Origin of the sequence: Nonomuraea sp. NPDC001636, assembly GCF_040298265.1 — a bacterium.
GTDB lineage: Bacteria > Actinomycetota > Actinomycetes > Streptosporangiales > Streptosporangiaceae > Nonomuraea.
Map to the genome: position 1 here is coordinate 26056 of NZ_JBEOZT010000001.1, position 19284 is coordinate 45339.

A 19284-nucleotide genomic window follows, 5' to 3' on the forward strand; every position below is an offset into this window, starting at 1 on the left:
CCTCGACCCCCGTGAGCACGCTTGAGACCCCCAAGAGTGGACCTGCCGTGGAAGAAGCGCCGTACGTCACGATCGTCCTGCCCTGCTACAACGAGCAGGACCACGTCATCGACGAGGTCGAGCGCATCACGCGGGCGATGGACTCCAGCGGCTACACCTACGAGCTGGTCGCCGTCGACGACTGCTCGACCGACCAGACCCTGGCCCGGCTCGAAGAGGCCGCGCCCGACTACCCCCACCTGCGCATCCGCGCCTTCCACCGCAACGGCGGCTCGGGCACCGTGCGCCGCATCGGCACGCAGGAGGCCAGGGGCGAGATCGTCGTCTGGACCGACGCCGACATGACCTACCCCAACGAGCGCATCCCCGAGCTGGTCCAGATCCTGGAGAAGGACCAGACGGTCGACCAGGTCGTCGGCGCGCGCACCACCGAGGAGGGGTCGCACAAGATCCTGCGGGTGCCGGCCAAGTGGGTGATCCGCAAGGTGGCCGAGAAGCTCGCCGGGCAGAAGATCCCCGACCTCAACTCGGGGCTGCGCGCCTTCCGCAAGTCGGTGGCCCGCCCCTACCTGCGGCTGCTGCCACCCGGGTTCTCCTGCGTCACGACGATCACGCTGTCGTTCCTGTCCAACCAGCACGACGTCTACTACCTGCCCATCGAGTACGCCAAGCGGGCCGGCACGTCGAAGTTCAGCTTCGTCTCCGACGCCTACCGCTACATCCTGCAGGTGCTGCGGATGATCATGTACTTCAACCCGCTCAAGGTGCTCATGCCGCCCGCGCTGTGGCTGGTGGCGATCGGGCTCGTGAAGGGCGTCTGGGACATGATCCGGCAGCCGTTCTACTTCCCGGCCAACACCGTCATGATCTTCCTGTCGGGCCTGCTGATCGGCTCGGTGGCGCTGCTGGCCGACCTGATCGTGCGGTCGCGGGGGGAATAGCGCGTGCGCATCGCGATCGTCGGCCCGACCCATCCGTACAAGGGGGGCGGGGCGCAGCACACCACCGAGCTGGCGCACCGGCTGGCGGCCCAGGGCCACGACGTGGTGATCGAGTCGTGGCGGGCCCAGTACCCGTCGTTCCTCTACCCCGGTCAGCAGACGATCTCCGAGCCCGAGGGCACGCCGTACCCGCGGACCGCGCGGCGGCTCGACTGGCGGCGGCCCGACGGGTGGTACGCGGCGGGACGCCGGTTGCGCACGGCCGACCTGGTGGTGCTGGCGGTGCTGAGCTCCGTCCAGGTTCCTCCGTACCTGGGGATCCTGTCCGGGACCGGGGGTAAGGTCCGGACGGTCGCGCTCTGCCACAACGTCCTGCCGCACGAGCGCAAGCCGTACGACCAGCCGCTGATGAGGGCGCTGCTGCGGCGGGTCGACGGCGTGCTGGCCCACTCCGAGCAGCAGGCCGAGCTGGCCAGGGGGCTCGCGCCGGGCAAGCCGGTCGGGGTGGCGGGGCTGCCGCCGCACCTGCCGTCCACGTCGGCCGAGAAGTCCGGCGGGGTGCGCCGGCGGTTGTTGTTCTTCGGGATGGTACGCCCGTACAAGGGGCTCGACCTGCTACTGCGGGCGCTGCCCGAGGGCATCTCGCTGACCGTGGCGGGCGAGTTCTGGGGCGGCCTCGACGAGACCAAGGCACTGATCGACGAGCTGGGCCTGGCCGAGCGGGTGGAGCTGCGGCCCGGGTACGTCCCCGCCGCCGACGTGCCGAAGCTGTTCGCCGCGGCCGACGCGCTGGTGCTGCCGTACCGCAGCGCCACCGCCAGCCAGAACGTCTGGCTCGGCCACGAGCACGGCGTGCCGGTGATCGCCACCCGGGTGGGCGCGCTGGCCGACCACGTAACCGACGGCGTCGACGGCCTGCTGGTCGAGCCGGGCGACGCCGGGGCGCTGCGCGCGGCGATCGAGCGCTTCTACGCCTCGGGCGAGCCGGAGAGGTTGCGGTCGGGGGTCAAGGCGGTCGATCCCGAGCCGTTCTGGGCCGCGTACGCGGGCGCGCTGCTCGCCCTCTGACGGCCCAGCAGGAACGCCGCCCCCGCGGCGACCGCGTCGGCCAGCGTGAACGCCAGCCGCGACACGATCGCCACCGCGATGGCCGGAGCGGTGCCGATGACCGGCCCGAGCACCAGCACGAGCGCGCCCTCCCGCACGCCCACCCCGGCCGGCACCACGAAGGCCAGGATGCCGGTGCACCAGGCGAACGCGTACGCGCCGGTCGCCACCAGGTAGAGGTCGGGGCGGCCGGACAGCAGCCAGGTGTGCAGGCCGTAGACGAACCAGCCGAGCGCGGTCCAGGCCACCGTGACGACGACCGTGCGGCCGGGCAGCACGCTCTCCAGCGGCTCCTTGCGGGCGATGCGCAGCGCCAGGTTGAGCCCCCAGGTGAGCACCTTGGGATGCAGGCACACGATGATCACCGGGACGAGCAGCACCACGTACCAGGCCCGGCGGACGGCCTCGTGCGAGCTCAGCGTGGCGGCGGCGATCGAGATGCCGACGCCCAGGTTGACCACCAGCCCGAGCGAGATCGTGGCGAACGTGCGCCGCGGCGGGCTCCCGTGGTCGCGCCCGAGGTCCATCATGGCCGCGTACGCCCACACCGCGCCCGGGATGTACTTGCCGAGCTGGCCCACGAACATGATCCGTCCGGCCACCCGCAGCGGCAGCCGCGTGCCGAGCCCCGCCATGATCTGCCGCCAGGCCGCCAGCATGCAGACCTGCCCGGCCAGCACCGCGCCGAACGCCCCGAGCACCGCCCACGGCGACAGCCTGGAGAGGGCCTGCGTGGTGTCGTGCCAGTTGCGCGCCAGGCCGTAGCCGAGGAAGGCGAGGGCGACCAGCGCGAGCAGGACGCGCAGCAGGCGGCGCAACATCAGCCCAGGCTACGCGGGAGCCCGGGGGAGAGCCAGCATGTGGGACAGGTCAGCCTGCCGAGGCCCGCGGCGCGGGTACTGTTGGGCGACGTGGGCAAGCAACGGGTCGCGCAGCTCGAGTACTCCGAATTCCAGTCGGCCATGCTCGACGAGGACAAACGCCGCCGCAAGGCCGCGAAGATCATCGCCGTGCTGGAGCACTTCCAGGGGCCGCTCGGCGGGCTGACCGTGGGCGACGTCGGCTGCTCGGCCGGGTTCATCGCCGACGAGCTGGCCCAGGCCGGGGCCAAGCACACGCTGGGCATCGACATCGACGTGCCGGGGCTGCGCAGGGCCGCCGACCGGTTCGGCGAGCGGGTGGCGTTCGTCTGCGGCGACGGCACGGCGCTGCCCTTCCCCGACGGGTCGATCGACGTGCTGGTCTTCAACCACATCTACGAGCACGTGGTCGACCCCGACGCCGTGGTGGCCGAGATGCACCGCGTGCTGTCCGACACCGGGGTGCTCTACCTCGGGCTCGGCAACCGGCTCGGGGTCGTCGAGCCCCACTACAAGCTGCCGTTCCTGTCGTACCTGCCGCCCGCGCTGGCCGACCGTTACGTGCGCGCCTTCGGCCGGGCCGACCACTACTACGAGCGGTTCAGGACCCGGCGGGGGCTGCGCCGGATGTTGCGCGCCTTCCACGTCTGGGACTACACGTTCCCGGTGCTGGCCACGCCGACCAGGTTCGCCGGGTCGGAGCTGTTCCCCGGCCTGCCGGGCCGGCTGGTCAAGGCCGTGCTGGCCCGCGCGCCGCGCGAGGTGCTGCGGCTGCTGCTGCCCGTCGTGCCGACGTACCTGTGGGTGGCGACCAAGACCCCGCGCAGGCCCGCGGGGCCGGCGCTGCCGCAGCCGCCCGAGCGGGTCCTGCCGCTGTGAGCCTCGTGGACGAGACCGGCGCGAGCGCGATCCCCAAGCGGTCGCTGCCGCGCCGGCTGCTGCGCTTCGGCTTCCTCGCCGTCGCGCTCGCCTTCGGCGCGTGGGCGGTGGCCAGACAGTGGGACGCCGTGGTGGCCGGGTTCGCCCGGCTGTCGTGGCCGGCGCTGGCCGGGTCGCTCGTCGCCGTGGTCGCCGCGCTGCTCGGGGCCATGCTCACCTGGCGCACGCTGCTGGCCGACCTGGGCTCGCCGCTGCCGCTGCGGCCGGCCGCCAAGGTGTTCTTCGTCGGCCAGCTCGGCAAGTACATCCCCGGCGCGGTCTGGCCGGTGCTCGCCCAGATGGAGATGGGCCGCGACCTCGGCGTACCGCGTCCGCGCAGCGCCGCGGCGTTCTTCCTGATGATGCCCGTCCAGATCGCCAGCGGTCTGCTCGTCACGCTGGTCACGCTCGGCTGGCACCGGTTCGGCTGGGTGCTGCTGTTCATCCCGCTGCTGCTGGTGCTGCTGGAGCCCAAGGTCGTCAACGGCGTCATCGGCTTCGGCCTGCGCAGGCTGAAGCGCGAGCCCCTGGAACGCCCGCTGACCCGCCGCGGCATGCTCACCGCGCTCGGCTGGGCGCTGGCCGGCTGGACGGCCTACGGCGTGCACTTCTACTTCGTCGCGCCGCAGGGCGGCCTGCTGTTCGCCGTCGGGGCCTTCGCGCTGTCGTGGTGCCTGGGCATCGTGACCTTCGTCGTGCCGGCCGGGGCCGGGGTGCGCGAGCTGGCGATGGTGGCGGTGCTCGCCCCCGTGCTCGACAGCGGCGCGGCCATCGCGGTGGCCCTCTGCTCCCGGATCGTCATCATCCTCGGTGACCTGATCTGCGCAGGTATGGCGGGAATTGCCGCACGTCGCGACTCGGTGTGATTTGGCCCACGATTTGGGGGAGGGTGGTCATAAGCTGAATCAAAGAGGGGGGACTTGCCAGGTCCCACGTCGATCTTGAGGGGAGAAGATCCACGTAATGCCTCGAGTGCTCGTCGATGCCGCCGCGGTCCCCGCCGACCGTGGTGCGTTGATCCGGTACGTGGACGGGCTCGTGGCCGCGCTCCACCAGGCAGGGACCGATCTCGTCGTGGTCTGCCAGCGTGCGGACGCGGAAAGGTACCAGCGGCTGGCGCCTTCGGCCCGTGTCGTCCCCGGCCCCGTCGCCATCACCAACCGGGCCGCCCGGCTCGCCTGGGAGCAGACCGGCGTGCCGCTGCTCGCCCGCCAGACGGGGGCCGAGGTCATCCACGCCCCCTACTACTCCATGCCGCTGCGCTCCGGCCTGCCGACCGTCGTGACGGTGCACGACGTGACCTGGTTCACCGAGCCCGAGCAGCACAGCCCGGCCAGGGCCGCGTTCTTCCGCTCGGCCACGCGCACCGCCGTCCGGCACGCCCGGCGCGTCATCGTGCCGTCGAAGGCGACCAGGGACGAGCTGGTCCGCGTGTTGTCGGCCGACCCCACCCGTATCGACGTCGCCTACCACGGCGTCGACCTCGCCCAGTTCCACCCGCCGAGCGAGGACGAGGTGCGCCGGGCGGCCATCAGGTGCGGGCTGCACGGCCAGCCGTACGTGGCCTTCCTCGGCAACCTCGACCCCCGCAAGAACGTGCCCAACCTGATCCGCGGCTTCGCCGCCGCCGTCAAGCGGCTGGAGACGCCGCCCGCGCTGGTGCTCGGCGGCGGCGTGCACGAGGACGACGTCGACGCCGCCTGCCGCGAGGTCGAGGCCACCGTCCGGGTGATCAGGCCGGGATACCTGCGCGCGCCCGATCTGCCGGGGTTCCTGGGCGGCGCGCTCGTCGTGGCGTTCCCCTCCCGCGGCGAGGGCTTCGGCATGCCGGTGCTGGAGGCCATGGCCTGCGGCGCGGCCGTCCTCACCAGCCACCGCACCTCGCTGCCCGAGGTGGGCGGCGACGCCGTCGCCTACACTGAGCCGGACGCGGACAGCATCGCCGACGCCCTGGGCGAGCTGCTCGCCTCCGCCGACCGGAGGCGGCAGTTGCAGGAGGCCGGGCGGGCGCGGGCACGCGAATTCACCTGGGAGGCCTCGGCGGAGGCGCATCTCAACTCTTATCAACGCGCAATCGAATAGTTCGCTACTCTCACGGAGTGATGGAGAGCTCTTTGCCAGACCTCGAGGCGATCCTCCTGGTCGGGGGGCAGGGCACACGCCTGCGTCCGCTGACACTGGGCACGCCCAAGCCGCTGCTGCCGACCGCCGGAGTGCCGTTCCTGGCCCACCAACTCGCCCGTGCCCGGTCCTTCGGCGTGCGCCGGATCGTGTTCGCGACCTCGTACAAGGCGGCGATGTTCGAGCCCGCCTTCGGTGACGGGTCGGCACTCGGGCTCTCGCTCGAATACATGACCGAGGAGACGCCGCTCGGCACCGGCGGGGCCATCCGCAACGCCGCCGAGGCGCTCACCTGCGGGCCCTCCGACCCGGTGCTCATCCTCAACGGCGACATCCTGTCCGGCCACGACATCGGCGACCAGGTCCGCACCCACTGCGAGCGCGGCGCCGCCGTGACGCTCCACCTGACGGAGGTGGACGACCCGACGCGGTTCGGCTGCGTGCCGACCGACGAGTCCGGACGGGTCACCGCGTTCCTGGAGAAGACCCCCAACCCGGTCACCAACCGCATCAACGCCGGCTGCTACGTCTTCACCCGCTCGGTGATCGACTCGATCCCGCGCGGCGAGGTCGTCTCCGTGGAGCGCGAGACGTTCCCCGGGCTGATCGACTCCGGCGAGCTGGTGCTGGGCTACGCCGACCGCACGTACTGGCTCGACGTGGGCACGCCGGCCGCGTTCGTGAAGGGCTCGCGCGACCTGGTGCTCGGGCGGCTCGACTCGCCGGCGCTGCCCGGCCCGCAGGGCGAGCACCTCGCACTCGACGGGGCGAAGATCTCGGCCGAGGCCAAGGTCCAGGGCGGCACCACCGTCGGCGCGCGGGCCGTCGTCGAGGCGGGCGCGTCCGTGGTGGGCTCGGTGTTGTGCGACGACAGCGTCATCGAGGCGGGAGCCACGGTGAGCGACTCGGTCGTGGGCAAGGGCGCCCGGATCTGCGCCGGCACGGTCGTGCGCGACGCGGTGATCGGTGACGGCGCGGTGGTCGGGCCGGGCAACGAGCTGCAGGGCGGGGTACGCGTCTGGCCGGGCGTCGAGCTGCCCGAGCGCGCGGTCCGCTACTCCAGCGACGTGTGACCCGCCCGCCGGGCCGCGCGGATGAGCGACGTGTGACCCGTCCCGCGGGGCCGCGCGGGTGAGCGACCACCCGCCGCCGCGCGGCAGACTGGACGGGTGATGGAACGCAGGTGGGAGCCCGACGGGCCGCTCGACGTGGAGCTGGCCCTCGGCCCCCACCGGCGCGGCACCGGCGATCCCGCCTGGCGCCGCACCCCCGACGGCTCGATCTGGCGCGCCTGCCGCACCCCCGACGGCCCGAGCACGCTGCGGGTGACCGTGACGGCCGCGGCCGTGCGGGCCCAGGCGTGGGGGCCGGGCGCCGGATGGTCGCTGGAGACCCTGCCCGCCCTGCTCGGCGCGCTCGACGACGTCTCGGGCTTCCGCGTCCGGCACGACGTGCTGGCGGACGTCGCGCGCAAGCACGCGGGGCTGCGCATCGGGCGTACCGGGCGGGTCATGGAGGCGCTGGTGCCCGCGGTGCTGGAGCAGAAGGTCGTCGGCCGGGAGGCGTGGCGGGCCTGGCGCTACCTGCTGCGCCACTACGGCGAGCCCGCCCCCGGCCCCGCCCCCGACGGCATGCGGGTGCCGCCCGAGCCGGTCGTGTGGCGGCAGATCCCGAGCTGGCACTGGCACCGGGCGGGCGCGGAGGCCGTCCGGGCCCGGACGATCGCCAACGCCGCCTGGCACGCCGCCAAGCTGGAGGCCGCGGCCACCACGGACGAGCTCGACCGGCTGCTGCGGGCCCTGCCCGGCATCGGCGTCTGGACGTCGGCCGAGGTGCGCCAGCGGGTCTTCGGCGACGCCGACGCGGTGAGCGTGGGGGACTTCCACCTGGCCAAACTGGTCGGCTACGCGCTGACCGGGGAGAAGACCGACGACCAGGGGATGATGCGGCTGCTGGAGCCGTACCGGGGGCATCGGCACCGGGCGGCGGTGCTCGTCTGGCTCAGCGGTCTGCGCCCGCCCGCGCGGGGGCCGCGGATGGCCGCGCGCGACTACCGGTCCTTCTGACATCCCGCCCTGAGTGCGCGTCACGAACTCAGGGGTGCGTACTGTGCCTCTATGAGTCTTGTCAGTGATTCCGCGCTTCGCCGTGCCCTCGCCCGTGCCCGTGACGGCAAGGCGCTCGACCTCACCGAGGCCGTCGTGCTGCTGCACGCGCGCGGCGAACAGCTCGACGCGCTGCTCGACCACGCCTCCCGCGTGCGCGACGCCGGGCTGAAGGCCGCCGGACGGGAAGGGGTGATCACCTACAGCAGGAAGGTGTTCATCCCGCTGACCAGGTTGTGCCGGGACCGTTGCGGCTACTGCACGTTCGCGACCGCGCCGCACAAGCTGGAGTCGGCCTTCCTGAGCCCGGACGAGGTGCTGGAGATCGCCCGGCAGGGCGCGGCGATGGGCTGCAAGGAGGCGCTGTTCACGCTGGGGGACCGGCCGGAGGATCGCTGGCACCAGGCCCGCGAGTGGCTGGACGCGCACGGCTATGACGACACGTTGTCCTACGTGCGAGCCATGGCCATCCTGGTGCTGGAGGAGACCGGGCTGCTGCCGCACCTCAACCCCGGTGTGCTGAGCTGGCGTGACCTGCAGCGGCTCAAGCCGGTCGCGCCGTCGATGGGCATGATGCTGGAGACCACCTCGCGGCGGCTGTTCGAGGAGAAGGGGCAGCCGCACTACGGCTCCCCCGACAAGGACCCGGCGGTGCGGCTGCGCGTGCTGGAGGACGCCGGCCGCAGCAACGTGCCGTTCACGACCGGGATCCTCATCGGCATCGGCGAGACCGTCGAGGACCGGGCCGAGTCGATCTTCGCCGTCCGGAAGGTCGCCCGCGAGTACGGCGGCATCCAGGAGGTCATCGTCCAGAACTTCCGCGCCAAGCCGGACACGGCCATGCGCGGCCTGCCGGACGCCGACCTGCACGAGCTCGCGGCCACGATCGCCGTCGCGCGCCTGGTCCTCGGCCCCCGCGTCCGCCTCCAGGCCCCGCCCAACCTGGTCGACTCCGAGTACGCGCTCATGATCCGCGCCGGCATCGACGACTGGGGCGGCGTCTCGCCCCTGACCCCCGACCACGTGAACCCCGAACGCCCCTGGCCGCAGATCGACGACCTGGCGGCGCGTACCGCCGAATCCGGCTTCGACCTGCGGGAACGCTTGACGATCTACCCCGAGTACGTGCGGGCCGGCGAGCCCTGGCTGGACCCGCGGCTGTTCGCGCACGTCGAGGCCCTGGCCGACCCCGACACCGGGCTCGCCCGCGAGGACGCCGTGCCGCAGGGCCGTCCCTGGCAGGAGCCGGACGGCGGGTTCACCGCCGCCGGCCGGGTGGACCTGCACGTCGAGGTGGACACCACGGGCCGGGCGAACGACCGGCGCGACGACTTCGACCACGTCTACGGCGACTGGACGGCCCTGCGCGAACGCCTCGGCCCGATCGCCGCCTCGACGCCGAGCGACGTGCGCCAGGCGCTCCGGCGGGCCGAGGCCGATCCCGCCGGGCTGACCGACGCCGAGGCCGTCGCGCTGCTGGGCGCGGAGGGCGAGGCGCTGGACGAGCTGGCGGCCATCGCCGACGCGCTGCGCGCGCAGGCCGTCGGCGACGAGGTCACCTACGTCGTCAACCGGAACATCAACTTCACCAACGTCTGCTACACCGGCTGCCGCTTCTGCGCCTTCGCCCAGCGCAGGACCGACGCCGACGCGTACACGCTGAGCCTGGACCAGGTGGCCGACCGGGCCGAGGAGGCGTGGGCGGCGGGCGCGACCGAGGTGTGCATGCAGGGCGGCATCCATCCCGACCTGCCGGGAACCGCCTACTTCGACATCGCCAGGGCGGTCAAGGCCAGGACGCCCGGCATGCACGTGCACGCGTTCTCCCCGATGGAGGTCATCAACGGAGCCTCCCGGACGAACCTGTCCATTCGCGACTGGCTGGAGGCCGCCAAGGAAGCCGGGGTGGACTCGCTGCCCGGCACGGCGGCCGAGATCCTCGACGACGACGTGCGCTGGGTGCTGACCAAGGGCAAGCTGCCGGCCAAGGAGTGGATCGAGGTCATCACCACGGCCCACGAGGTCGGCATCCCGACGACGTCCACGATGATGTACGGCCACGTGGACCACCACCTGCACTGGGTCAGGCACATCAAGCTGATCAGGCGGCTGCAGGAGCAGACCGGCGGGTTCTCGGAGTTCGTGCTGCTGCCGTTCGTGCACACCAGCGCCCCGATCTACCTGGCCGGCATCGCCCGGCCCGGCCCCACCGCCCAGGAGAACCGCGCGGTGCACGCCCTGGCCAGGATCCTGCTGCACGGCGCGATTTCCAACATCCAGTGCTCGTGGGTCAAGCTCCAGGACGACCTGTGCCGCCAGGTGCTCCGGGGCGGCGTGAACGACCTCGGCGGCACCCTCATGGAGGAGACGATCAGCCGGATGGCGGGCTCGGAGAACGGCTCGTACAAGACGATCAGCGAACTGCGCGAGATGGTCGAGGTCACCGGCAGGCCGGTACGCCAGCGCACCACCGAGTACGGCACCCCCACGGCCGAACGGCTGGCCGCCGCGCAGGCGAGCGACGGGGTGTGCCAGAGCGTGAGAAGAATCTTGCCGATGGCATAGTTGTAACAAGTTCTAACAAGGGTTGCGCCCGGTATGGGAGGCACTGGAAGAATCATCACTCCACTGGAGAGAGGTTCATCGTGCGGTTGGGTCGACACCGTGCCGCGCTGCCTCCCGTGCAGCGACGCAGGAAGGCGCTCCAACGGGGCATGCTGGCCGGCCTCGCCGCCGTGGCCGTCGCCGCCGGCAGCCTGTACGTGGTGCTCGGCGGCGGTCCCGCCCTGTGCGTGTCACGAGATCCTGTTCTGGTCAGCGTGGCCGCCGCCGTGGACGTGGCGCCGGCGGTCATGGAGGCCGCCGGGCGCTTCAACGAGACCAAGGCGTCGGTCGGCGGGCGCTGCGTGCTGGTCCAGGTGACCGAGCAGCCGTCGGCCACCGTGCTGCGCACGCTGATCGGTGACCGGGCCGGCGTGCTGCGCGAACGTCCCGACGGCTGGATCGCCGACTCCTCGGCCTGGATCAGGCTGGCCCGCAGCCAGGGCGCGAGCTCGCTGCCCGCGGGGGAGACCGTGGTGGCCACCTCGCCGCTGGTGTTCGCCACGCGCTCGTCGCTGGCCCGGCGCTTCTCGGTCGGCGGGACCGAGATGAACTGGCGGATGGTCTTCCCGCCGACCGTGCGCGGGCGGCTGACGCCCAGCTCGGGCGAGCCCGACGTGGTACGGGTGCCCGACCCGTCGCTGGTGGGCGCGGGGATCGCGACCGTGGCCGCGGCCAGGGACGTCGTGGGCACCGGGCCGGCCGCCGACAAGGCGCTGACGGCGTTCGTGCGCTGGGCGCAGGCCGGGTCGGCGCCCGACTACCGCAGCATGCTCGACGCCGTGGACGACCGCGGGTTCTGGCAGCGGCCGGTGGTCATCGTCCCCGAGCAGTCGGTGTGGAACCACAACCGGGTGCCCTCGCCCGACCCGGTCGTCGCGCTGCACCCGCGCGAGGGCACGATCGACCTCGATTATCCCTACGTCGTCACGGCGGCCGATCCCGGCGTCGCGGAGGCGTCCACCGCCTTCGCCGACTGGCTGAAGGGCGGCCAGGCCCAGGAGATCGTCCGGCGGGCCGGGTTCAGGTCGGGCGACGGCCGGCTGGGGCCGCTCCCGCCGGGGCCGCAGCTCCCGCCGGAGGCGCCGAAGACCAGGCCGTCGGTGTCGCAGCAGGACATCGACGAGGCGCTGCGCGCCTGGAGCAGGCTGGCGCCGCCGACCAACATCCTCGTGCTGGCCGACACCTCCAAGCACATGGCCGAGCCGCTGAACGGCAGCACGAAGGTGCGCATCGCGCTGGCCGCGGCCAAGATCGGGCTGCAGCTCTTCCCGAACTCCACGCACATGGGCATGTGGGAGTTCGCCGACAAGGTGGGCAACCTCCGCAGCTACCGGCAGCGGGTCAGCCTCGGCCCGATCAGCGAGCCGGAGTCGGGCCAGGTGCTGCGGCGCAGCGTCCTCGACGAGCTGACCAGCACGATCGCCCCCCACCCCGACCTGGACAGCTCGCTCTACGACGCGATACTGGCCGGGTTCCGCAGGATGAGCGGCGACTACCGCGACGACATGAACAACACGCTGCTGGTGATCACCGCCGGCAAGGACGACGGCAAGGGCGTCAAGCTCCCGCGGCTTCTCGACGCCCTGCGGAAGGAATGGGACCCGGACAAGCCCGTCCAGATCGTCATCATCGCGTTCGGCAAGGACGTGGACCGCGGCAGCCTGTCGCAGATCGCGGCGGCCACGAACGGCTCGCTGCACGAGGCGCAGGAGCCCGGGGAGATCATCGACGTCTTCCTCGGCGCGCTGGCCCGCAGGCTCTGCCATCCCACCTGCAAGCCGGCCGCCTGAGGGGATGCCGGTCGCCCGGCACCCCCTCCGGCCTACATCTGGTGCACGGTGGCGTTCTCGCCGCGGTGGTGGAGGCGGGACACGAGCTTGTCCAGCGACCACGCGCCGCTGCCGAGCAGCGCCAGCATCAGGAACGACCACGAGAACATGGCCGCGGTCTCGCCCCCGTTCTGCAACGGGAACAGGCCCTTGGGCAGGTGGACGGTGAAGTAGGCGTAGGCCATCGTGCCCGAGCAGAGCAGGGCGGCGACGCGGGTGGCGAGCCCGATGAGGACGAGGCCGCCCGCGCCGAGCTCGATCACCCCCGCCCACCAGTCGGGCCATTGGCCTACGGACGGGGTCGTTCCGCCGTACGGGCCGCCGAGTACGCCGAACAGAGTGGCGGCCCCGTGGCAGGCGAACAGCAGCCCCACCACGATGCGGAACAGCGACAGCGCGGCGTCACGAAGCTTGGTCATCGGCCTGTCCAGACCCTCAGATCCGCTGCCAGAGCGCCGGGACGTTCGGCGGCTCCCAGCCCGCGATGGCCGTGTGGGGCTGCAGGCACCGGTAGGAGACGCCGTTGTAGGTGACCGTGCTGCCCGTGGTGTAGGCCGTGCCGGCCTTCCAGGTGCCCGAGGCCGTCGTGGTCGGCGTCGGGGTCGGGGTCGGGGTGGGGGTGGGGGTCACGGTCGGGGTGGGGGTGGGGGTCGGCTGCCCGCCGCCGCCGATCTGCAGGTCGATGCAGGAGTAGAAGGCGTTGGAGGTGTCGGAGATGTTCCAGATCGCCAGCACCTTCTGGCGGCCGGAGTAGCCGGAGAGGTTGACGGTGTGGGAGATCGTCGAGGGCGGCTGCTGGCCGTTGCCGTTGAAGACCGCGACCCGGGTGCCGCCGATGTAGTACTCGTAGTTGAGCGTGGCGTGCCTGGCGGTGAACGTCCAGGTGAAGGTCACCGAGTTGCCCACGGAGGTGGCCGGCCACGGCTTGCTCTCGTCGCTGAGCTGAGCGAACTGCCCGAGATTGGCGTTGCAGCTCCGCAGGCCCTTCGGGCCCTCCACACTCTGCGGCTCGTAGACGATCTGGCCGCAGTCGGGCACCTTGCCCTGGGCGCAGAACGCCTGCCTGCTGGGCGGCGAGTTCACATAACCGTGGGCGAACGCGGGAGAGGTGTTGAACACCGCCGTGGCGATGGTGATCACCGCCACGGCGACTAACGTGAGAGTCCTTCGCATTGAAGTGGCTCCTTTACATGGGGGGATGGTCCAAATGTAAAGGAAAGTTTCCTAACGGTAAACGGTTGGCTTACCAGATTTCCAGACTCTCGTCAGAGGCTCAGCGCGTCACGATGAAATCGCGCGGGTCACGGGGGGCGCGGTCGCGCGGCGGCGCGGCGGCGTGCCCGATCGCCACGCAGCCCATCGGGTCCCAGGACTCCGGCAGGTCGAGCACCCGCCTGACCACCGGCCGGCAGAACATCGTGGAGGACACCCACGCCGAGCCCAGCCCCTCGACCGCGAGCTGGATCAGAAAGTTCTGCACGCCGGCGCCCGTCGCCACGACGAACATCTCCCGCTCGGAGGCGTTGCGGCGGTCGTCGCGGTAGGTGTGCGAGCCCTCCATCACCAGGCACGGCACGACCAGATAGGGGGCGTTGCGCAGGACGTCGCCGCGTTTGACCCGCTTGGCGATCGACTGCTCGGTGAACCCGTCGCCGCGCAGGTCGTCGATCCACGCCTCCCGCATGGCGTCGAGCAGCTCGGTGCGGGCCTGCGCCGACTCGACCAGCACGAACCGCCACGGGGTCGTGTGGTGCGGCGCCGGCGCCGCGATGCCCGCGGCCACCGCCCTGCGCACCGCCTCGCCGTCGACCGGCCGGTCGGCGAACTCCCTGATGGTACGGCGGGCGAACACGACGTCGCGGGCGCCGAAGCGGAACATGTCCTCGTCGGCCGGGCGGACCAGCGGCCTGACCCCCGGACCGTCGTCGTCGGTCACCAGATGGGCCAGACCGCGCACGATCGCCGCGGGAACGCCGTCGAGCTTGCCCTTGACCAGCTCGGCCGCGCTCGCGATCTCGTCGGCCAGCGCGGTGACGGTGGCGCCGAGCTCGTTGCCGTAGGGGTCGGAGGAGCCGCGGAAGTCGTCGAGCGGGCGCACCCCGGCGGCGCCGATCGCCACGTCGGTCAGCCCGTTGCGCCACGGACGCCCGAACGTGTCGGAGACGATCACCCCCACCCGCGCGCCCAGCCCGGCCCTGATCCGCGCCGCCGAGGCGTCGGGGTCCTCGGGCAGCAGCAGGACGGTGCCCGGCTCGGTGTTGGAGGCGTCGACCCCGGCCGCGGCCATGACGAAACCGTGTCGGGTCTGGACGATCACCGTGTCGCCGCGCCTGGCGACGACCCGCTCGGTCTCCTCCTCGATCGCGCTCGCGCGGTCGGGCGCCTGGCGGACGCGCCCCTCGGCCTTGCTGACGATCTTGGAGGTGACCACCACGATGTCGCCGTCGCGCAGGTCGGCGTCCTTGAGCAGGGCGGCCACGTCGTCGCCCGGCCGGACCTCGCCGATGCCGGTGACGGCGATCACCTCGACCCGTCGTGAGCTCATCGGGCCAGCTCCAGCGCCAGGTCGAGCGCCGTGCGGGCGATGTCGGCGGCCGCCTCGGCGTCGTGCATGAGGATCGGGCGGGACACCACGCGCACGCCGTCGAGCGCCACCCCGGAGTCCTCCTCGGCCACCAGCCAGCCGTCGACCAGGCCGGCGCCGTAAAGGTCGAGGACGGCCTGGGCCGAGGTCTCGACCCCGATGGCCGTCAGGCAGGCGTCGGCCATGCCGCGCACGGGCGCGCCGCCGATGATGGGGGAGACGCCGACCACGGTCTTGGCCCCGACCGCCTCGCGGATGCCCGGAACCTGCAGGATCGTGCCGATGCTCACCACCGGGTTGGACGGCGGCAGGATGACCACGTCGGCCTGCTCGATCGCCTCGAGCACGCCCGGCGCGGGCTTGGCGCTCTCGACCCCCACAAGCGCGAACGACTCGGCCGGGACCGAGGCGCGCAGGCGCACCCACCACTCCTGGAAGTGCACGGCCCGCTTGCCGCGCTCGTCGGAGATCACCACGTGCGTCTCGCACCGGTCGTCGGTCATCGGCAGCAGCCGTACGCCCGGCTGCCAGCGCACGCACAGGGCCTCGGTGATCTGCGAGAGCGGATAGCCCGCCTCCAGCATCTGCGAGCGGACGATGTGGGTGGCGAAGTCGCGGTCGCCGAGCCCGAACCACTGCGGCTCGACCCCGTAGGCGGCCAGTTCCTCCTTGACGACGTGGGACTCCTCGGCCCGGCCCCAGCCCTGCTCCTCGTCGATGCCGCCGCCCAGGGTGTACATGACGGTGTCGAGGTCGGGGCAGACCCGCAGGCCGAACAGGGTGATGTCGTCGCCCGTGTTGCCGATGACGGTGATCGAGGCGTCGGGTGCGGTGGCGCGCAGACCGCGCAGGAAACGGGCGCCGCCGATGCCGCCGGCGAGTGACACGATGTGCATGCGCCCCAGTCTTCCATCGGCGTCCGACATCCCCGTGGGGGGAGTGGTTCTGCCCCACTTCGGAGCAATGAAGTTCCAGGTATAGGGGTAAATGGGGTGGAAGAGGTTCTTGGGACATCCGCCGCGAAAGTCGGCAATGTGGCAAACTCCCTTCGGGCCAAAGGGTCCGATGGGGGTTACTCATGAGCAAAGTAAATGCCGCCCGACTACGGGAGCCGGCTGCCTGGATCATGCTCGTCACCGGGCTGGTGGACGTCGTCCTGACGATCGGCCACATCCTGATCGGCTCGGGCAGCCCGCTCGGCGGCGGGTTCGCCACCCGCGCCGCCGCGAACCTGACGGGCCTGATCAGCCCGGTCGTGACCGCGCTGCTCGTGGGCGCCGTGCTGCTCGTCACCAGGACGGGCGAGCGCTCGGCCAAGGCCCGGCTCATCGCCTACGGCTCGGCCGCCGGCCTGCTGCTCGCCGCCGTGTTCGGCGCGCTGGCCCTGATCGTCGGGCTGTTCGCCGGTGGCGGCTTCCGCGGCGTGGTGGAGCACGTGCTCACGGGCGTGCCCCTGCTCGCGCTGACCGCCGTCGGACTGGTCTACCTGCTCCCCGAGGTCATGCCCGGCCGGGCCCCCATCCCCACCCTCGACGGGTACGGCCGCCCCACCACCCACTACGGCCAGCCCCAGCAGTTCGGCCAGCAGGACCAGCCCCAGTACGGCCGCCCCCAGCAGTTCGGCCAGCCGGACCAGCCCGCCTACGGCCAGCCCGACCAGCCCTCCCAGGGCCGGCCCGACCCCGCACCCCAGCCCGCGCCCCAGCCCGCGTACGCGCAGCCGCACGCCGCGCCGACCCCCTACGGCCAGCAGCCCGCGCTCGCCCAGCTCCCCCCTGGCCAGGACGCCCAGCCCCCGGCTCCCGACAGCCAGCCCGCCTCCTCCGGCTACGCCCCCCAGCCGCCGTCGGGCCAGGTCCCCGCAGGCTCGGGCTACACGCCCCAGCCGCCGTCGGGCCAGCAGTCCCCCGGCTACACGCCCCAGCCGCCCTCCGGCCAGCAGTCCCCGGCCTACGCGCCCCAGCCGCCGTCCTCCGGCTACGAGCCCCAGCCCGCCTCCGCCGGGTACGCGCCCCAGCCCCCGTCCGGCCAGCACGCCACCGTCGCCTTCGGCCAGCAGGACCCGCAGGCTTCGTACGGCCAGCAGGACTCCCAGGCTTCCTTCGGCCAGCAGGACCAGCAGGCGCCTTACGGCCAGCAGGACCAGCAGGCCGCCTTCGGGCAGCAGCCGGGTTACGGCGGCGGACAGGCGCCGAGCCCCGGCGCGCAGCCCGGCTACGGCCAGCAGCCCCCGAGCTACGGCGGCCACCCCGACCCCTCCACCGGTGGCTACGGCCAGCCCGAGCCGTCCACCCCCGGCTACGGCCAGCCCGCCCCCGCCTTCGGCCAGCCCGACCCCGCCGGCTACGGCCGGCCCGCGCCGTCCGCGCCCGGCTTCGGCCAGTCCGACGCCCCCGGCTACGGCCACCAGCAGGAGACCCCCGTCCCGCACGCGGCCGAGGCGCAGTCCCCTTACGCCCCCCAGCCCCCCGAGGCCCAGCCCGCCTACGGCCAGGTCCAGGGCCAGGGGCACGGCCAGCAGCCCGCCTACGGCCAGCCCGACCAGCCCCCGTTCGGCCAGCCCGCCCAGGGCCAGCAGCCCGACCAGTCGCCGTTCGGCCAGCAGCCCGACCAGGCCTCCTTCGGTCAGCCTTCGCACGGCCAGCCTGAGCAGACCCCCTTCGGGCAGTCCCCGCACGGGCAGCAGCCCGAGCAAACCCCCTTCGGCCAGCCCTCCCATGGGCAGCAGTCCGAGTCGTACCAGCCGCAGCCCTACCAGCCGGCCAGGGCCGCGCTTCCCGCCGCGTCCGCCGAGCAGCCCTTCGGCCACTCCCAGGCGTCGGCCGGTCAGCCGTTCGCGCAGCCGCAGGGCTTCGGCCAGGACCAGGGCTATGCCCCGCCCGCCTACACCCCGTCCGAGACGCTGCCCGACTCCGGCTACCAGCCGCCGGCCGGCGAGTACACCCCCGCGCCGTACGTCCCGGCCGACAGCCAGCCCAGCGCGTACGGCCAGTCCGGCTACCCCACCCCCGAGAACCCGTACGCCCCGAGCAACAGCTCCCCGAACGCCTTCGCCGACCAGGCGTACCCGAGCGGCGAGACCAGCCCGAGCGTCCCGTATCCGCAGGCGGAGCAGCAGCAGCCGTACCAGGACCGGCAGAACGCCTTCGACCAGCAGGGCGGCCAGCCGTTCACCGGCTACTCCGGCCACGAGTTCGCCACCCCCGCCTTCCAGGAGCCGGACCCGCCCGTGGACCCGCGCTCCCAGCAGCTCCTGGACGCCTACCAGCAGGCCGAGACCTACCAGAGCTCGACGGCCGCCTCCGGTACCCAGCCCGACCTGCGGGTGCCCGACTACGCCGGCCAGCCGGCCAGGCCGTACGACGACCCGTTCGGCCACCCGCAGCAGGCCCAGCCGTACCAGCAGCAGAACCCGTACGAACCCCAGCAGGGCCAGTACGAGCAGCCCCAGACCTACCGCCCCACCCACCAGGCCCCCGCCGGTTGGAGTGAGGCGCAGGGCGAGTCGACGATGCGGCTCGACCCCTCGCAGTTGGGGGACGCCCTGGGCGCCCAGAACCGCCCGGGTGACGACCCAATCGACCCAACGGCCATATACACGCCCAACGAGCCACGCAGGTAACGGACCGGCAAACGACGGCTAGAGAGAAGGTGGCCCAAAGGGCGGGCGTCTACCCCGCCCTGGTACGGTTCCGACCGCTGACAGCGTTGAACGAACCGGGTCGAAGCCTTGCTGTGCAGGGGGCCTCGGCCTGGTGCGAACACCACATGCCGAGCACACCGGGGCGAGAGTCGGTCTTTCCCCGGATACCGTCATGCCGCTTGACGTCACGTACGGCACGCGCGTGTAATTACAACCATGTTGTTACGCCTTCCCGTGGGTGGGTAGGAGGAAGGCGTCCATGGGGGGCTCCATTGCGGGCGGGCGGCAGGGAGGTGTGCAGTGACCGATCCGGTCATCGCACAGGATCAGCTTGACGCTGAAGAACTCGGATGGCAGGAGCGTGCGTTGTGCGCGCAGACCGATCCGGAGGCGTTCTTCCCGGAAAAAGGCGGCTCCACCCGAGAAGCCAAGAAGGTTTGTCGATCGTGCGAGGTCCGTGCCGAGTGCTTGGAGTACGCGCTCGAACACGATGAGCGCTTCGGCATCTGGGGTGGGTTGTCGGAGCGGGAGCGCAGACGGATCAAGCGCCAGGCCGTTTAGGGGATATGAGC

The 19284-nt window shown here is 72.4% G+C and carries 16 protein-coding genes; 11 read left to right on the forward strand and 5 right to left on the reverse strand.

Annotated elements, in window-relative coordinates; genetic code table 11:
• Positions 1-11: 11 nt before the first annotated feature.
• Both ABT158_RS00130 and ABT158_RS00135 read left to right on the forward strand, forming a co-directional pair.
• On the forward strand, positions 12-941 hold the full coding sequence (locus ABT158_RS00130; RefSeq protein ID WP_352349209.1) for a glycosyltransferase family 2 protein: 930 nt from the start codon (positions 12-14) through the stop codon (positions 939-941).
• A gap of 3 nt (positions 942-944) precedes the next feature.
• Positions 945-2009, forward strand: coding sequence for a glycosyltransferase family 4 protein (locus ABT158_RS00135; RefSeq protein WP_352349211.1), 1065 nt, complete (start codon positions 945-947; stop codon positions 2007-2009).
• On the opposite strand, the gene ABT158_RS00140 is transcribed toward ABT158_RS00135, so the two are convergent.
• A complete protein-coding gene (locus ABT158_RS00140) occupies positions 1910-2869 on the reverse strand; it encodes a lysylphosphatidylglycerol synthase transmembrane domain-containing protein (protein ID WP_352349213.1) in 960 nt (319 codons plus the stop codon). The two genes, ABT158_RS00135 and ABT158_RS00140, sit on opposite strands and share 100 nt — an antisense overlap.
• Positions 2870-2959: 90 nt before the next feature.
• On the opposite strand from ABT158_RS00140, the gene ABT158_RS00145 reads away from it, so the two are divergent.
• The 7 genes from ABT158_RS00145 to ABT158_RS00175 all read left to right on the forward strand — a co-directional run bounded on the left by ABT158_RS00145 (position 2960) and on the right by ABT158_RS00175 (position 12446).
• Positions 2960-3787 (forward strand): class I SAM-dependent methyltransferase, encoded by an 828-nt coding sequence (locus tag ABT158_RS00145; RefSeq protein WP_352349215.1) that lies wholly within the window; start codon positions 2960-2962, stop codon positions 3785-3787.
• Positions 3784-4692: a lysylphosphatidylglycerol synthase domain-containing protein gene (locus ABT158_RS00150; RefSeq protein WP_352349216.1), complete on the forward strand. Its 909-nt coding sequence runs from the start codon at positions 3784-3786 to the stop codon at positions 4690-4692. Before ABT158_RS00145 ends, ABT158_RS00150 begins: the two co-directional genes overlap by 4 nt.
• A gap of 97 nt (positions 4693-4789) precedes the next feature.
• Positions 4790-5908, forward strand: coding sequence for a glycosyltransferase family 4 protein (locus ABT158_RS00155; RefSeq protein ID WP_352349218.1), 1119 nt, complete (start codon positions 4790-4792; stop codon positions 5906-5908).
• 32 nt (positions 5909-5940) lie between these two features.
• Entirely contained in the window at positions 5941-7020 is a 1080-nt protein-coding gene (gene manB, locus ABT158_RS00160; RefSeq protein ID WP_502911458.1) for a mannose-1-phosphate guanylyltransferase, read from the forward strand.
• 99 nt (positions 7021-7119) lie between these two features.
• Positions 7120-8013, forward strand: a complete 894-nt coding sequence (locus ABT158_RS00165) for a DNA-3-methyladenine glycosylase family protein (RefSeq protein ID WP_352350463.1) — start codon at positions 7120-7122, stop codon at positions 8011-8013.
• A 51-nt stretch (positions 8014-8064) separates the two neighbouring features.
• Positions 8065-10617 carry a bifunctional FO biosynthesis protein CofGH gene (locus ABT158_RS00170; protein ID WP_352349222.1) on the forward strand — a complete coding sequence of 851 codons (2553 nt, stop codon included), beginning with the start codon at positions 8065-8067 and terminating at the stop codon, positions 10615-10617.
• 116 nt (positions 10618-10733) lie between these two features.
• Positions 10734-12446 carry a substrate-binding and VWA domain-containing protein gene (locus tag ABT158_RS00175; RefSeq protein WP_352349224.1) on the forward strand — a complete coding sequence of 571 codons (1713 nt, stop codon included), beginning with the start codon at positions 10734-10736 and terminating at the stop codon, positions 12444-12446.
• 32 nt (positions 12447-12478) lie between these two features.
• Here the strand turns inward: ABT158_RS00175 and ABT158_RS00180 are convergent, their stop codons facing one another.
• From ABT158_RS00180 to cofD, 4 genes are all read right to left on the reverse strand, one after another.
• Positions 12479-12904 carry a DoxX family protein gene (locus ABT158_RS00180; RefSeq protein WP_352349226.1) on the reverse strand — a complete coding sequence of 142 codons (426 nt, stop codon included), beginning with the start codon at positions 12902-12904 and terminating at the stop codon, positions 12479-12481.
• 16 nt (positions 12905-12920) lie between these two features.
• On the reverse strand, positions 12921-13658 hold the full coding sequence (locus tag ABT158_RS00185) for a lytic polysaccharide monooxygenase (protein ID WP_352349228.1): 738 nt from the start codon (positions 13656-13658) through the stop codon (positions 12921-12923).
• Positions 13659-13758: 100 nt separating this feature from the next.
• The gene (locus tag ABT158_RS00190; protein WP_352349230.1) at positions 13759-15030 is read right to left on the reverse strand and encodes a coenzyme F420-0:L-glutamate ligase; all 1272 of its coding nucleotides are present in this window, start codon (positions 15028-15030) and stop codon (positions 13759-13761) included.
• The gene (gene cofD / locus ABT158_RS00195) at positions 15027-15965 is read right to left on the reverse strand and encodes a 2-phospho-L-lactate transferase (protein WP_352349232.1); all 939 of its coding nucleotides are present in this window, start codon (positions 15963-15965) and stop codon (positions 15027-15029) included. Before cofD ends, ABT158_RS00190 begins: the two co-directional genes overlap by 4 nt.
• Positions 15966-16147: 182 nt before the next feature.
• Between cofD and ABT158_RS00200 the strand changes: the two genes are divergently transcribed.
• Positions 16148-18691, forward strand: a complete 2544-nt coding sequence (locus ABT158_RS00200) for a hypothetical protein (RefSeq protein WP_352349234.1) — start codon at positions 16148-16150, stop codon at positions 18689-18691.
• Positions 18692-19012: 321 nt separating this feature from the next.
• Positions 19013-19273, forward strand: a complete 261-nt coding sequence (locus ABT158_RS00205; protein WP_020546325.1) for a WhiB family transcriptional regulator — start codon at positions 19013-19015, stop codon at positions 19271-19273.
• Positions 19274-19284 lie beyond the last annotated feature (11 nt).